Consider the following 14,337-nt stretch of genomic DNA (forward strand, 5'->3'; position numbering starts at 1 on the left):
TAAGGGAAAGTTACTTCTCTTTTTTAATTCAATATTTATATCGCTTCCGAAAGGATTTCTAACGGATTATCTTCATTTATTTCTTTCTCTTTCATCTCTTCACGTTTAGCACTTACACTAAGTATAATACCTATCGCTAAACAAGTCATCCAAATAGATGTTCCTCCACTACTAACTAATGGCAAAGTTTGCCCTGTTACAGGAAATAACTCTACTGCAACAGCCATATTTATTAAGGCCTGAAAAACTATTGGTAAGCCCACACCTAATACTAAAAGTTTACCAAAAATAGTATCGGACTTTTGCGATACTATTACAATTCTAAACAATAACCACATGTATAAAATCATGATTGAAAAACCTCCTATTAATCCGTATTCCTCTATTATTATAGCAAAAATAAAATCGGAAGACGATTGAGGCAGAGCATGTTTCTGAATACTTTTACCCGGTCCTACACCGCTAATTCCACCAGAAGCAATTGCTATTTTAGCTTTTTCTATTTGATAATCCGCATCGGTATCTTCGTTATTTGAGTAGTTTTTAATTCTATTTTCCCAAGTTGTTACTTTTACATGGAGCGGCCCTGTTGTTAATTTAGCCACCATAATAAACAACACTAAAGCAACTAAGCCAGAACCCAAAATAACAGCTAAATAACGTATAGGATAACCACCTAAAAAAACTAAAATCATAACCATTAAAAACATAATAGCAGCGGTAGAAAAATTGGACGGCAAAATTAACGCTAACACGCAAAACACAGGCAACCAAAGCGGTAAAATTGATGCTTTAAAAGATACCACTTCGTCTTTAATTTTCGACATATATCGAGCCACATAAACCATTAAAACCACGAAAGCCAAAGTTGATGTTTGGAAAGACAACCCAACAACCGGTATTTTTATCCATCTACTAGCACTTGCACCGCCCATTACCGTTCCTTGAGCCATGGTTATACCTAATAAAACTAAAACCACAGGAATCATTACTAAAGACAAGCCCTTAAAATATCTATATGGTATTTTATGTACACCATACATAATTGCAAAACCTAAAAACAAATGCATAAAGTGTTTCACAAATGAGATAAATGTATTTCCGTCGTATCTACTATACGCCAAATCGCTCGCCGCACTGTAAACAGGCAAGAAGGACAATATAGCGAGTAGTGCTACAATGGCCCAAATTAACCGATCTCCTTTTATGTTTTTAAATAACGCTTGCATTTACTTTTACCTTACTTTTTTTGTTTTATTATTTTTGCAACTTATATGAGATTGTCTGTTATAAATTTCTAACAGCATTTTTAAACTGACGCCCTCTATCTTCGTAATTTTCAAATAAATCAAAACTTGCACATGCTGGTGACAATAATACATTATCTCCAGATTCAGCAATTTTGTAGGCTATCTTTACGGCTTCGCTCATAAATTGAGTTTCAACAATAATATCAACCATATTTCCAAAAGTGCTTATTAACTTTTCATTTTCAGCACCCAAACAAATAATAGCTTTCACTTTTTCGTTTACAAACTGAAACAACTCTTGGTAATTATTACCTTTATCTACACCACCAACAATCCAAACCGTTGGGGCACTCATGCTCTCCAAAGCAAAATACGTCGCGTTTACATTAGTTGCCTTAGAATCATTTATGTACTGTACTTTATTTATTTTTAAAACTTCTTCCAATCTATGTTCTACTCCTTGAAAATTCTCTAAACTTTCGCGAATGGTTTGTTTTCTTATTTTTAGTAAATGCGCAACAGTAGAAGCCGCCATAGCGTTCTTTACGTTGTGTTTTCCTTCTAATGCTATTTTATTTGTTGGCATAATTATTTGGGTGTTATCTATTGTTATTTTAATATTTTCTTTGTCTAAATACGCGCCATTCTCTATTGTTTTCACTAATGAAAACGGCAATAATGTTGATTGAACGGGGTTCTTTTTTAAATAATCCACAATCACCTCGTCATCAGCATCATAAATTAAATAATCGTCCTTACTCTGGTTTTTGGCAATTCGAAATTTAGACGCAATATAATTTTCAAATTTATAATCGTATCGATCTAAATGATCTGGAGTAATATTCGTTATTACAGCAATTTTAGGCTTAAAGTCGATGATATCATCTAACTGAAAACTGCTAATTTCAAGAACGTAATTATCAAAATTTTCTTCCAAAACCTGCTTAGCAAAACTATCGCCAATATTACCTGCTAACCCTACATTTAATTCTTCTTTTAAAATGTGATGCGCCAGCGTTGCCGTTGTTGTTTTACCATTACTCCCTGTAATACCAATAATTGTTGCGTTGGTATATTTGGCTGCAAATTCAATTTCCGAAACTACCTTAATTCCCTTTTCACGAATCTGTTTTACCAAAGGCGCTTTATCAGGAATACCAGGACTTTTCATGACGATATTAGCATTCAGAATGTTTTCTTCAGAATGTTTCTCATCTTCCCATTCAATATCATTTTGTACAAGAACTTGTTTATAATTTTCTTTTATTTTTCCCTTATCGGAAACAAAAACGTCATAACCTTTAGTTTTAGCCAAAAGCGCAGTTCCTACACCACTTTCTCCTCCACCTAATACGACTAATCTTTGTTTTGCCATTTTTATACTTTTTATACCACCTTCGCTTTCGCGGAAATAATACATATACTATCTAATTTTTAGTGTTACAATTGAGAGAATAGCTAGCAAAATACCAACAATCCAAAATCGTGTTACAATTTTACTTTCGTGATACCCCGATTTTTGATAATGATGATGTAACGGCGACATTTTAAAAATGCGTCGACCTTCACCATATTTCTTCTTTGTATACTTAAACCAACTTACTTGCATTACTACCGATAAATTTTCGGCTAAAAAGATTCCACAAAGCACAGGTATTAACCATTCCTTGCGCACCGCGATAGCAATTACAGCAATAATACCTCCAATAGTTAAACTCCCCGTATCGCCCATAAAAACCTGCGCCGGATAGGTATTATACCAAAGAAAACCAATTAGCGCACCAACAAAAGCCGCGATATAAATTGTGATTTCCTCAACACGTGGGATATACATTATATTAAGATATTCCGAGAAAATAATATTACCAGAAACCCATGCGAATATGCCTAACGTAAGCACTATAATGGCCGATGTACCTGCTGCGAGACCATCAATTCCATCGGTTAAATTAGCTCCGTTTGAAACGGCTGCGATTATAAAAATGGTAACTAGAATAAAAATTATCCAAGCATACTTTTCTAAATCCGGACTAATCCAAGTGATTAACTTTGCGTATTCAATTTCATTACCTTTAACAAACGGAATGGTTGTTTTAGTTGATTTCATTTCGGCCGCGAATAACTTTGAAGGTGCTATATCCGGATTTTCTGCCAATAAAACACGTTGTTGTTCTATAGGTAATTTTTCCTTCATGGTAACATCTTGATGAAAAAACAATGTACTCCCAACAATAATACCTAAACCAACTTGCCCTAAAATTTTAAAGCGCCCTTTTAAACCGTCTTTATCATTTTTAAACTTTTTTAAGTAATCGTCTATAAAACCAATAATCCCCATCCAAATGGTAGTAACAATCAATAAAATGATATAAATATTTGAAAGTTTTGCTAATAGCAACACAGGAATTAACGTAGCAAGAATGATAATAATACCACCCATTGTAGGTGTACCGGCTTTTTCTTTTTGACCATCTAAACCCAAATCACGAATGGTTTCTCCCATTTGCTTTCTAGATAAAAAGCTAATTATTTTTTTACCGTAAATTGTTGAAAAAAGCAAAGCAAAAATCATAGCCAATGCGGCTCTAAAAGTTAAAAACCCAAAGAGTGAGGCTCCAGGAAACTGGAACTGTTTTTCTAAATATTCAAATAAGTAATACAGCATTCTTTATTGTTTTAACTACTTCTGTAATTGCTTTAATAACTCTTGTACGGTTTCATAATCATCAAAATGAAAACGTTCTCCTTTAATTTCCTGATAATCTTCATGCCCCTTTCCTGCGATTAAAATAATATCGTTAGGTTGCGCCATTTGACAAGCCGCTTTAATAGCTTGTTTTCTATCTGAAATTGTTAAGGCCTTTCTAAAATTTTGAGGCTCTACACCTTTTTCTATATCATCCAGAATAGCTTGTGGTTCTTCGCTTCTTGGATTATCACTAGTAAAAATCACTTTTGTACTTAACGCCGAAGCGATGTACCCCATTTTTGGACGCTTGGTTTTATCTCTGTCTCCACCACAACCAACAACCGTAATCAGTTCTTCGTTTTTAGTTCGAATACTATTTATAGTTTCTAATACATTTTTCAATGCATCGGGTGTGTGCGCATAATCAACAATAGCTGTTATTTTTTCATCTGAAATAAAATACTGAAAGCGTCCGCTCACACTTTTCAAATCACTAATTAAACGAAGAATCTCTACTTTTTCGAGCCCTAACAATTCCGCTGTAGCGTAAATAGCCAATACATTGTAAGCATTAAAATTCCCGATTAACCGTGTCCAAACCTCACTATCATTAACCTTAAGCAATAAACCGCTTAATCTATTTTCTAGAATCTGCGCTTTATAATCAGCATAGCCTTTTAAAGCATATGTTTGTTTTTTAGCTTTTGTATTCTGAAGCATAATTGCTCCATTTTTATCATCGGTATTCACTAACGCAAAAGCTGTTGATGGTAAACCGTCGAAAAAACGTTTTTTAACATCGCGATACTCTGCAAAAGTGTTATGATAATCTAAATGATCGTGCGATAAATTGGTAAATATCCCGCCTTCAAAATGCAAACCTTCTGTTCTAAATTGATGAATACCATGCGAGCTAACTTCCATAAAACAAAACTCGACACCTGCCGCATTCATTTCCTTTAAATACTTGTTAATAGTTAAAGAATCTGGTGTGGTATGCGTAGCTTTATATTCCACGGTATCGACCATGATTTTTACTGTTGAAAGCAAACCGACCTTAAAACCGGCATTTTTAAACAACTGAAATAACAAACTAGCAACTGTCGTTTTTCCGTTAGTACCGGTAACACCAACAAGTTTTAAATTCTCGGACGGCACACCGTAAAAATTGGATGCCATAATAGCCATAGCTTTGCTGGAATTATCAACTTCAATATAAGTTATACCGTCAGCAACATTTTTTGGAGTCTCCTCACAAACTATTGCAGTAGCACCACTTTTAATAGCCACATCTATATATTTATGCCCATCAACAACACTGCCACGGATAGCCACAAACACATCACCTTTAACAATGTTGCGCGAATCGAAATGAATGTTGTTTACATCCATGCTCGTGTTTCCAACAACAGCATTTAAAGTAACCTTATATAATATGTCTTTTAATACACTCATGATGCTTTTAATGTAACCGTTTGATTGTTTTTTAACTTGGTACTCTTATTTATTGATTGCTCTTTCACAACGCCGTTTCCGTTAAGTTTCACCTTAACCTTCACATCCATATTTTCTAAAAGGGCTAATGCGTCCATAGCAGGCAAGCCTACCACATTTGGCATAATAGTTTTGTATGTTTTTGTGGTTTCGTAAAACTTATTATACTCATCTTCTACAGAAGCTACTTTCACATTTAAGGATTTCACTTCATCTATTAAAGGTGTATCTGTAAATATTTTTTGAGCAATACGTTTAAAAACCGGCCCTGTAACATCGGCCCCGTAATACCCTTTTTTAGTACTTGGTTTATGAATAACTACAATGCAAGAATATTTTGGGTTTTCCGCTGGAAAATAACCTGCAAAAGACGAGATATATCTTTTATTGTTTTTCCAATCTGCCATCCAATATTCTGTTTGCGCTGTACCCGTTTTTCCTGCCATTGAGAAATTTGGAGAATACAACTTACTTGCCGTTCCTCTAACAACAATATTTTTTAGTATTTCTCTAATTTCACCGAGCGTCTTATCAGAACAAATTTTTCTATTAATCACTTCTTTTTCAAAAACCTCAATTTCCTCATCAAACTCCTTAACTGCTTTTATAAATCTTGGCTTCACCATTTCGCCATCATTAGCAATAGCATTATAAAAAGCTAATGTTTGCAACGGCGTTAAACTCAAGTTGTAACCATAAGCCATAGATGGCAAAGCATTTCTACTCCATTTTTTATCCCCTGGTTCTGGAATATCTGGATCACCCTCGCCCTTAATAGAAACCCCTAAAGGTTTATCCAAATTCCAATCCTTAATATGATCTATAAATTTCTCAGGTTTTTTTGAATAGTTTTCATCAATAATTGTCGCTAAACCAATATTTGAAGACACTTCTAAAGCTCTTGCCGCAGAAATTTTACCGAAACCTCCATGATGCGAATCATAAATTGTTCTTCCATAAAAACGCTTAGCACCTTTTTTAGTATCGACAACAGTCGAAGTATCAATCACCTTATCTTCCAAAGCAGCCATAAGCGCCATAACTTTAAAAGTAGACCCCGGCTCGTGCGACTCCCAAACGGCATAATTTCGTTTTTCGTAATATTCGCCACTTTTGGTCTTTGCTAAATTCGAAATAGCTTTAATTTCGCCAGTTTTAACATCCATAACCACAACACAACCATGCTCAGCCTCGTAATACTCTAACTGCCCCAACAATGAATGATGTGCGATATCTTGAATATTTACATCGATAGTTGTGTAAACATCATAACCATCTTTTGGTTCCACTTGGTTATAATCGGTAAGTGGTTTCCATTTATTTTTTCCTATTTTTTGTTTTAAACGCTTACCATCTGTTCCTCGCAAATACTTCACGCCAAAAGCACCATCGATTCCAGCACGAGTAACGTTTCCATCTTCATCAAAGCGTTCGTAACCAATAGAACGTTGTGCAATAGCGCCCATTGGGAATTCCCGTTTGGTTCTTTGACTCACTATAAGCCCACCAGGTATAGCTCCTAATTTTAAAAGGGGAAACCCTCTAAAACGTACATAATCTGTATAATTAATATTTTTTGCTAATAGCAAATATTGATTTTTATTAGCACGTGCTTTTCTAATAGACTTCTCGTAATACGATGATGATTTCCCTGAATATTTCGAAAGCGAATCGGACAAAGGCCCAACAAATTCTTCAAACTTTTTAGTTGGCGACACCACTGCATCTATAGCAATATTATACTTAGGGATCGATGTTGCTAACAAACCACCATTATCGGAATACACATTACCACGATTTGCAGGAATAGTAATATTTTGAACATCACGTTTTTCAACCAGCGCTCTATATTTATCACCTTGCAAATACTGAATGCTAAACAATTTAAACAGCACAGCAAGCCCGAACACAAACATGCATCCCGCTACAAAATATAGTCTATTTAATATGCCCTTATCGTTTACAGCCAAGGTTTTCTAATTATTTTGAGATTTTACTTTTATCTTTTTTGCTGGCGTTGTGGAAGTTGCCAAACCTTTTTCTTTCATTTTTGCTAATACCGTCGATTCCATTTTTAATCGTTGTAATTTAGAGCGACCATCCACAAATGCCGACCGCATTTCTTTTACTTCATTATTAAGTTTAGATATTTCGTAAACCTTTTTATCTGCACTATGCGAGCTCGCTATCATTACTATCGCCAAACCAGACACAAACAAAATCATACGCCAATTTTTAAACGAATCATCACTAACGAGAAACGTTCCTTTTAATATGTCGTATATATTGTTTTTAACACCCATAGCACACAATTCTACCTTCTCCTAAAAACAAGAAAACCGTTCTTTTAATTAAGACACGGATTCTTCGTTTAACAATTCAGTATCCTTTTTATTATATAACCTCGCCTTATCCGTCTTTAAATTAAGCTTTAGTTGCAATTCTTAATTTTGCACTTCTTGCTCTATTATTTATTTTAATTTCTGCAGCGTTTGGCACAACCAAACCACCAACTTTTTTTAGCGGAACCTCAAAATTGCCAAACATATCTCGCTCCGGCTCCCCTTCAAACAGTCCATTTCTAATAAAACGCTTTACCAATCGATCTTCTAAAGAATGGTACGATATAAAACTTAGCCTTCCATTTTCGTTCAAAATCTCAGGCGTTTGAGACAAAAACTCTTTTAAAGCTTCAATTTCTTGGTTCACTTCAATTCTAATTGCCTGATATATTTGCGCCAATACTTTATTCTCATGTCTCGGCGGTAAAAACTTTCTCAAAACCGATTTTAACTGCTCACTCGTAACAATAGGTTCATTTTCACGATGCGCAACAATTAGGCTTGCCATTGCAGGAGCCGCACGCAACTCTCCGTATTGCAAAAACACATCTTTCAATTGTTCTTCTTCATATTCATTTATAACATGAAATGCCGAAAGCGCTTTTTCTTGATTCATGCGCATATCTAAATCTGCTTCAAACCGAGTAGAAAAACCACGTTCTGCAACATCAAACTGATGCGACGATACGCCAAAATCTGCCAAAACACCATCTACCTTTTTCACACCATGAAATCGCAAAAAACGTTTTATGAATCTAAAATTCTCATTTATTAATGTAAATCGAGGATCATCAATGGTATTTTCAAGCGCATCCAAATCTTGATCGAAAGCGAATAGTTTTCCGTTTTCACCAAGACGCTTTAAAATCTCCTTGCTGTGCCCGCCACCACCAAAAGTGACATCAACATATACACCATCTGGCTTAATATTTAAACCATCTACCGTTTCTTTTAACAATACCGGGTTATGATATTCCATAATCTTCATCATCTTGCCCCATAACTTCCTCGGCTAAATCTGCAAAATCAATTGCCGCATCATCAATGGCTTGTTCATATAAATCTTTATCCCAAATTTCAATAATATTGATTGCCGAAGCCACTACAATATTTTTTGAGATATTAGCAAAAACAGTTAAATCTTTAGGTACCAATAAACGCCCATTAACATCCACTTCAATAATTTTTGCTCCTGCAGTAAATCTTCGAATAAAATCGTTATTCTTTTTTTTAAACTTATTAAGCTTATTCATTTTCTGCATTAACGCTTGCCATTCTTGCATTGGATATAGCTCCAAACACTGCTGAAAAACCGATCTTCGCAGCACAAAACCATCTTGCAACACCGTGGCCAACTGCTTTTTTATCGCAGCAGGCATCATAAGTCTGCCTTTGGCATCAACTTTACAATCGTATGTCCCTGTAATTAAGTCCAATAGTATTTCGCTATGGTTTAAACGTTTAAGATTCAAATATATTGAAAATTTTACCACATTTTACCACTTTACCCCACTTTGTTAACAAGTTTTTGATGAAATGCGTTCCAGAATCGACGAGATTAATAAAACATGTAAGCAAACACAACGACTTTTTAATTAGTTTTATAAGAAAATTCTTGATTTGAAATACTAAACTTGAAGGATAAAAATTATTCTTTTTTGTGAAGGAATTAAAACCTTTGAAATATCAATGAAATAACTATATTTGTTTTTCATGCAATGAACACTGATTAATGACGCATAGTTTAAAAAAAGAAGGTAATTACAGCTATATTGAAGCCGGAGAGGGTACACCAATTATTGTGCTACACGGTTTAATGGGCGGATTGAGTAATTTTGATGCCGTAACTGATTTTTTTAGCCAAAAAGGATATAAAATTCTTATTCCAGAACTCCCAATATACAGCATGTCACTGCTTAAAACTAACGTAAAAAGCTTCGCCAAATACCTACATGAATTTATAATTTTCAAAGGTTATGATGAAGTTATTTTATTAGGAAATTCACTTGGCGGACACATTGGACTTTACCACACAAAAATGTTTCCCAACACTGTAAAAGCCTTAATAATAACAGGTAGCTCTGGACTTTATGAAAGCGCCATGGGTGGTGGCTATCCAAAACGTAGTGATTACGAGGTTATCAAAAAGAAGGCACAAGATGTATTTTACGACCCTGCAGTTGCCACCAAAGAAATTGTAGACGAAGTTTACGAAACTGTAAATAACCGTAATAAATTAATAAAAACTTTAGCAATTGCAAAAAGTGCTATAAGGCATAATATGGCAAAAGATTTACCTAACATGGAAACTCCAACTTGTATAATTTGGGGTAAAAATGATAGCGTAACACCGCCAGAAGTCGCTGAAGAATTCAACGAACTTTTACCAGATTCTGAATTACATTGGATTGACAAATGTGGCCATGCTGCCATGATGGAACACCCTATTGAATTCAACAAAATCATGGATGCCTGGCTAGAAAAAAGACAATTCTAACTACTTTTCTAGCAAAACACTCCCAACTTTTAAATATTAAAAAATAGATGCATATTAAATCGGCCGAATTTGTAATGAGCAATTCTGAAGTTGAAAAATGCCCAAAAAGCAGACTACCAGAATACGCCTTTATTGGCAGAAGTAACGTAGGGAAATCGTCGTTGATTAATATGTTAACTAGTCGAAAAAGCTTAGCTAAAACTTCGGGACGACCAGGAAAGACTCAACTTATTAATCATTTTTTAATTAATAAAAACTGGCATTTAGTCGATCTACCAGGTTATGGTTATGCACGAGTTTCTAAAAGCTCTAAAAAAGTATTTCAAAAATTTATCACCAATTATTTTGGACAACGCGAACAGCTTGTTACAGCTTTCGTTTTAGTTGATATTCGCCATACGCCTCAACCTGTAGATTCTGATTTTATGGTTTGGCTAGGCGAAAACGGCATCCCTTTTTCTATTATTTTTACAAAAGCTGACAAACTAAGACCCAAAGCCATTCAAGATCATGTTGATGCTTACAAAGCTATTCTTTTAGAGACATGGGAAGAAATGCCGAACTACTTTATTACATCATCTTCTAAAGACATTGGTAAAGATGAAGTTCTAGGCTATATTGACGAGCTAAATGCTAACATGAAATATGATGGCTAATTACCCATTTAGCAATTCTTAGTTTTTACTTAAACAAACTTACGCCTTCACATCTAACGCATCGCGTAACGCATTACCTATAAGCATAAAAGCCATCACCAAACTCATAATGCAAAGCCCTGGTATTAAAGCCAAATAAGGCTTCCCCAATATTATATAATTATAGTGATCTTTAATCATAGCACCCCAACTTGCCATAGGTGGCTGTGCTCCTATCCCTAAAAAACTAAGACCACTTTCTATTAAAATAGCTGCAGCAAAGTTTGCTGCCGAAATTACAATTACTGGGGCCATAATATTTGGCAGAATATGTTTTGTTATTATTCTGTAATCATTGAAACCCAAAGCTCTAGCCGCTGTTACGTATTGCATTTCTTTGGCACTAATTATTTGTCCGCGCACTACTCTAGCCACTTCTACCCACATAGTCAAACCTACCGCTATAAACACTTGCCAAAATCCTTTACCTAGAGCTAAAGTAATTGCTATAACCAACAATAATGTCGGGATAGACCAAGTTACATTTATAATCCACATGATAACCGCATCTACTTTGCCCCCAAAGTAACCAGCAAGGCTTCCCATAAAAACACCGATAACTAAAGAAATAAAAACGGCTACAAACCCAATAAAAAACGAAATTCTAGCACCGACCAAAACTCGACTCAACAAATCACGTCCGTATTTATCTGTTCCGAAAAGAAACGTTTTTTCTTTTATAAATGGCGTAGCATCTTGGTTCAAAAATCGACTTAAGGCTATTGTTTTTTTAACCCCTTCTAACCCATCGGATGCATATTCGGTATAAACTAAAGTTTCGGCACCTATATGATATTCTGAAATTGGAATTTCTGAATCGGTATTTTTCTTTCCAAAAAATAGTTGATCAAATATATTCTGACTTACTTCTAACTCCGAAGGAATAGTAAGCATAGTTGCCGTATATCCTGGTTTTTTAGAATGTATGGCTAAATGCATTTGGTTGGCGTATTGAGAATTATCGGGTGCAAACACATAGGCAAAAACCGACACGAACCCAACAAGACCAATAAAGCACAAACTAAAAACACCCCAAAAATTCTTTTTAAATTTTTGGAGTGCCAACTGTTTTAGTGAGCTAGATTTTGAACTCATATATTTTATTGCTTCTAATTTTTTGGTTGAGGTTTTATTAGCGCTACTTTTTCTATTGGAAAGCTTTTTAAATCCTCTAAAACGTTTAAAGCTTCTTCAACATAAACATCTTGACTTAAGCTCTCGTGCCAACGTACTCTTTTCTCTTTTAAATCAGTAGTATCATTATCAAAAAGAGATTGCTCGTACCTTGTTGAATTAAAAGTTAAGTTGGTTTTATAATCTGAAATCGCATCAAAACGTTTTGCCTCTTCTTCATTTCTATCTAATTGCGATTTGTACTTTTCGAAGTTTAAAGAAAACTTAGTATCATCAATTTTACTTTTCACCCATTTGGCATTTTCATCAATAAGTTTTAATTGTGCGTTATTAGCCATACGCCCTTTACTATTTGCTACAATGGCATTGTAATCAAAATATCCCGTCCAAGGCTTATAATCGGCTGCATCAATCTCATCATATGGTAACGGATTATCTTTATCCTTTTCACCTACATCAATATAACTAAATCTGCCAGGAACTTGCACATCACTTTTAACACCTTCCAACTGCACCGAACCACCATTAATTCTGTAATACTTTTTTGTGGTTAATGCTATTGCACCAAGATCTCCACCGGTATTACTGCGTAAAACATTATTAAGATCTATTACATTTTGCACGGTACCTTTACCATAAGTCTGTTTACTTCCAATAATAATAGCACGCTTATAATCTTGCATGGCTGCTGCCATTATCTCTGATGCAGAAGCTGAAATTTCGTTTACCAAAACAACCAAAGGCCCATCCCAAACAATAGATTTATCACTATCTTTTAAAACTTCTTTTGCTTGTCCTGTTGAACGCACCTGAACCACTGGACCTTCTTCAATAAACAATCCTGCCATATCAACAACAGTAGGCAAAGATCCGCCACCATTATTTCTTAAATCTAGCACTAATCCTTCAATTCCTTCTTTTTTAAGACGTAGAATTTCTTCTTTTACATCTTTAGCTGCATTTATATTTTTATAATCTTGAAAATCTGCATAAAACGCAGGTAAATCAATCACACCAAAACGTCCACCATTTTTTTCAACAACCGACGATTTTGCATAAGTTTCCATGAGCTCAACTACATCTCTAGTAATGGTAACATCTTTAACCGTACCATCCATACTTTTAATAGTAAGTGTAACTTTCGTTCCTTTTGGGCCTTTTATATATTTAATAGCATCATTTATACGCATACCCACTATATCCACGGCTACATCTTCATTTTCTTGCTTTACTTTTAAAATAACATCCTCAACTTCTAAAAGCTTACTTCTCCAAGCTGGTCCCCCAGAAATTAACTCTACAATTTTAATGTAATCCATTCTTTTTTGTAATCGCGCTCCAATACCTTCTAGTTTACCAGACATACGTTGATCGAAATTCTCTTTCCCTCTTGGCGCTAAATAGTATGTGTGCGGATCAAATTCTTCTACAATTGTATTTACATATACCGCAAACCAATCATCACGCTCTAAATCGTCAACACTATCATTAAAGTAAATATCTATCGATTTTAAAGTGGCTTCACGAGCTTCTTTTTCTATAACCTCATCGGTTTTCATAACGTACTCCGGATCTTTTTCTTTAGCACGTTTTTCTTCCTCATAAATATCATCGTAATTAGAAAGCGTCGAAAACTTTAATTGCTGTCTCCAACGAGTTTTCATCTCTCTCTTATTTTTAACATAACTAGTATGCTCATAATCCGTGTCGAAATCCTCATCGATAGTATAATCAAAAGGTTCTGATAATATTTCTCTATAAATTACTTTCGCCTCACTTATACGCTCTAATACGCGCTCGTGCACTAAATTAAAAAATGAGATGTCTACAGATTTTAATTGATCGTCTAAACTTGTTCTATATTTTTCAAATTCTTTATAATCTGATGCATAAAAATATCTTTTTACCGGATCAACAATCTCTAAATAATCAGAAAATAGCTCTTCCGAAAAGGTATCATCAAAAGCGATAGGATCAAAATGACCGCGTTCAATAACAAAGGTTATAAGTTCAATTAATTTTTTATCTTTATCTGGATTATCGAATTTCTTGGAAGTGAAACTGCACGAGGCAAAAGCCAAAACCATTAACAACGATAGCACTTTGAAATTCTTTTTCATAATATTCTTCATCTTCTGTATTTAAAAATTCTTTAGGGAATTTTATATCATTTTACTAAAATAGAGAAAAAACTATGCCAACAATCTGTTTTTGATACTAATTTTTTGTTAAACAG

The 14,337-nt window shown here is 34.6% G+C and carries 12 protein-coding genes; 2 read left to right on the plus strand and 10 right to left on the minus strand.

All coding sequences use genetic code 11. The features are described 5' to 3' along the window. Positions 1–35: 35 nt before the first annotated feature. From ACJJV4_RS05580 to mraZ, 8 genes are all read right to left on the minus strand, one after another. Positions 36–1,229, minus strand: coding sequence for an FtsW/RodA/SpoVE family cell cycle protein (locus tag ACJJV4_RS05580; protein WP_405292478.1), 1,194 nt, complete (start codon positions 1,227–1,229; stop codon positions 36–38). A gap of 58 nt (positions 1,230–1,287) precedes the next feature. Next, positions 1,288–2,625, minus strand: a complete 1,338-nt coding sequence (gene murD, locus ACJJV4_RS05585; protein WP_405292479.1) for a UDP-N-acetylmuramoyl-L-alanine--D-glutamate ligase — start codon at positions 2,623–2,625, stop codon at positions 1,288–1,290. A 48-nt stretch (positions 2,626–2,673) separates the two neighbouring features. After that, entirely contained in the window at positions 2,674–3,915 is a 1,242-nt protein-coding gene (gene mraY, locus ACJJV4_RS05590) for a phospho-N-acetylmuramoyl-pentapeptide-transferase (RefSeq protein WP_405292480.1), read from the minus strand. A gap of 15 nt (positions 3,916–3,930) precedes the next feature. Further along, entirely contained in the window at positions 3,931–5,394 is a 1,464-nt protein-coding gene (locus ACJJV4_RS05595) for a UDP-N-acetylmuramoyl-L-alanyl-D-glutamate--2,6-diaminopimelate ligase (RefSeq protein ID WP_405292481.1), read from the minus strand. Further along, positions 5,391–7,349, minus strand: a complete 1,959-nt coding sequence (locus ACJJV4_RS05600; protein WP_405292652.1) for a penicillin-binding protein — start codon at positions 7,347–7,349, stop codon at positions 5,391–5,393. The genes ACJJV4_RS05595 and ACJJV4_RS05600 overlap by 4 nt, the downstream gene beginning before the upstream one ends. A 60-nt stretch (positions 7,350–7,409) precedes the next feature. Beyond that, the gene (locus tag ACJJV4_RS05605; RefSeq protein WP_405292482.1) at positions 7,410–7,736 is read right to left on the minus strand and encodes an FtsL-like putative cell division protein; all 327 of its coding nucleotides are present in this window, start codon (positions 7,734–7,736) and stop codon (positions 7,410–7,412) included. A gap of 121 nt (positions 7,737–7,857) precedes the next feature. Then, entirely contained in the window at positions 7,858–8,754 is an 897-nt protein-coding gene (gene rsmH, locus ACJJV4_RS05610; protein ID WP_405292483.1) for a 16S rRNA (cytosine(1402)-N(4))-methyltransferase RsmH, read from the minus strand. After that, the gene (mraZ, locus tag ACJJV4_RS05615) at positions 8,741–9,211 is read right to left on the minus strand and encodes a division/cell wall cluster transcriptional repressor MraZ (protein WP_405292653.1); all 471 of its coding nucleotides are present in this window, start codon (positions 9,209–9,211) and stop codon (positions 8,741–8,743) included. The genes rsmH and mraZ overlap by 14 nt, the downstream gene beginning before the upstream one ends. A 296-nt stretch (positions 9,212–9,507) precedes the next feature. Between mraZ and ACJJV4_RS05620 the strand changes: the two genes are divergently transcribed. Together ACJJV4_RS05620 and yihA are read left to right on the plus strand one after the other, a co-directional pair. Beyond that, on the plus strand, positions 9,508–10,272 hold the full coding sequence (locus ACJJV4_RS05620) for an alpha/beta fold hydrolase (RefSeq protein ID WP_405292484.1): 765 nt from the start codon (positions 9,508–9,510) through the stop codon (positions 10,270–10,272). Between the two features lie 47 nt (positions 10,273–10,319). After that, on the plus strand, positions 10,320–10,928 hold the full coding sequence (yihA, locus tag ACJJV4_RS05625; protein WP_405292485.1) for a ribosome biogenesis GTP-binding protein YihA/YsxC: 609 nt from the start codon (positions 10,320–10,322) through the stop codon (positions 10,926–10,928). A gap of 39 nt (positions 10,929–10,967) precedes the next feature. On the opposite strand, the gene ACJJV4_RS05630 is transcribed toward yihA, so the two are convergent. Next, positions 10,968–12,062 (minus strand): ABC transporter permease, encoded by a 1,095-nt coding sequence (locus tag ACJJV4_RS05630; protein ID WP_405292486.1) that lies wholly within the window; start codon positions 12,060–12,062, stop codon positions 10,968–10,970. A gap of 14 nt (positions 12,063–12,076) precedes the next feature. After that, on the minus strand, positions 12,077–14,221 hold the full coding sequence (locus tag ACJJV4_RS05635) for a carboxy terminal-processing peptidase (protein ID WP_405292654.1): 2,145 nt from the start codon (positions 14,219–14,221) through the stop codon (positions 12,077–12,079). Between the last annotated feature and the right edge of the window lie 116 nt (positions 14,222–14,337).

This window comes from Algibacter sp. Ld11, assembly GCF_045066735.1.
In the GTDB taxonomy this organism is placed as follows: Bacteria; Bacteroidota; Bacteroidia; order Flavobacteriales; family Flavobacteriaceae; genus Algibacter.

What these genes read in the sequence shown, in the direction of transcription:
- ACJJV4_RS05580 (WP_405292478.1), bottom strand. Translation starts at nt 1,229, where the DNA reads ATGCAAGCGTTATTTAAAAACATAAAAGGAGATCGGTTAATTTGGGCC.
- murD (WP_405292479.1), bottom strand. Translation starts at nt 2,625, where the DNA reads ATGGCAAAACAAAGATTAGTCGTATTAGGTGGAGGAGAAAGTGGTGTA.
- mraY (WP_405292480.1), bottom strand. Translation starts at nt 3,915, where the DNA reads ATGCTGTATTACTTATTTGAATATTTAGAAAAACAGTTCCAGTTTCCT.
- ACJJV4_RS05595 (WP_405292481.1), bottom strand. Translation starts at nt 5,394, where the DNA reads ATGAGTGTATTAAAAGACATATTATATAAGGTTACTTTAAATGCTGTT.
- ACJJV4_RS05600 (WP_405292652.1), bottom strand. Translation starts at nt 7,349, where the DNA reads ATGTTTGTGTTCGGGCTTGCTGTGCTGTTTAAATTGTTTAGCATTCAG.
- ACJJV4_RS05605 (WP_405292482.1), bottom strand. Translation starts at nt 7,736, where the DNA reads ATGGGTGTTAAAAACAATATATACGACATATTAAAAGGAACGTTTCTC.
- rsmH (WP_405292483.1), bottom strand. Translation starts at nt 8,754, where the DNA reads ATGGAATATCATAACCCGGTATTGTTAAAAGAAACGGTAGATGGTTTA.
- ACJJV4_RS05620 (WP_405292484.1), top strand. Translation starts at nt 9,508, where the DNA reads ATGACGCATAGTTTAAAAAAAGAAGGTAATTACAGCTATATTGAAGCC.
- yihA (WP_405292485.1), top strand. Translation starts at nt 10,320, where the DNA reads ATGCATATTAAATCGGCCGAATTTGTAATGAGCAATTCTGAAGTTGAA.
- ACJJV4_RS05630 (WP_405292486.1), bottom strand. Translation starts at nt 12,062, where the DNA reads ATGAGTTCAAAATCTAGCTCACTAAAACAGTTGGCACTCCAAAAATTT.
- ACJJV4_RS05635 (WP_405292654.1), bottom strand. Translation starts at nt 14,221, where the DNA reads ATGAAAAAGAATTTCAAAGTGCTATCGTTGTTAATGGTTTTGGCTTTT.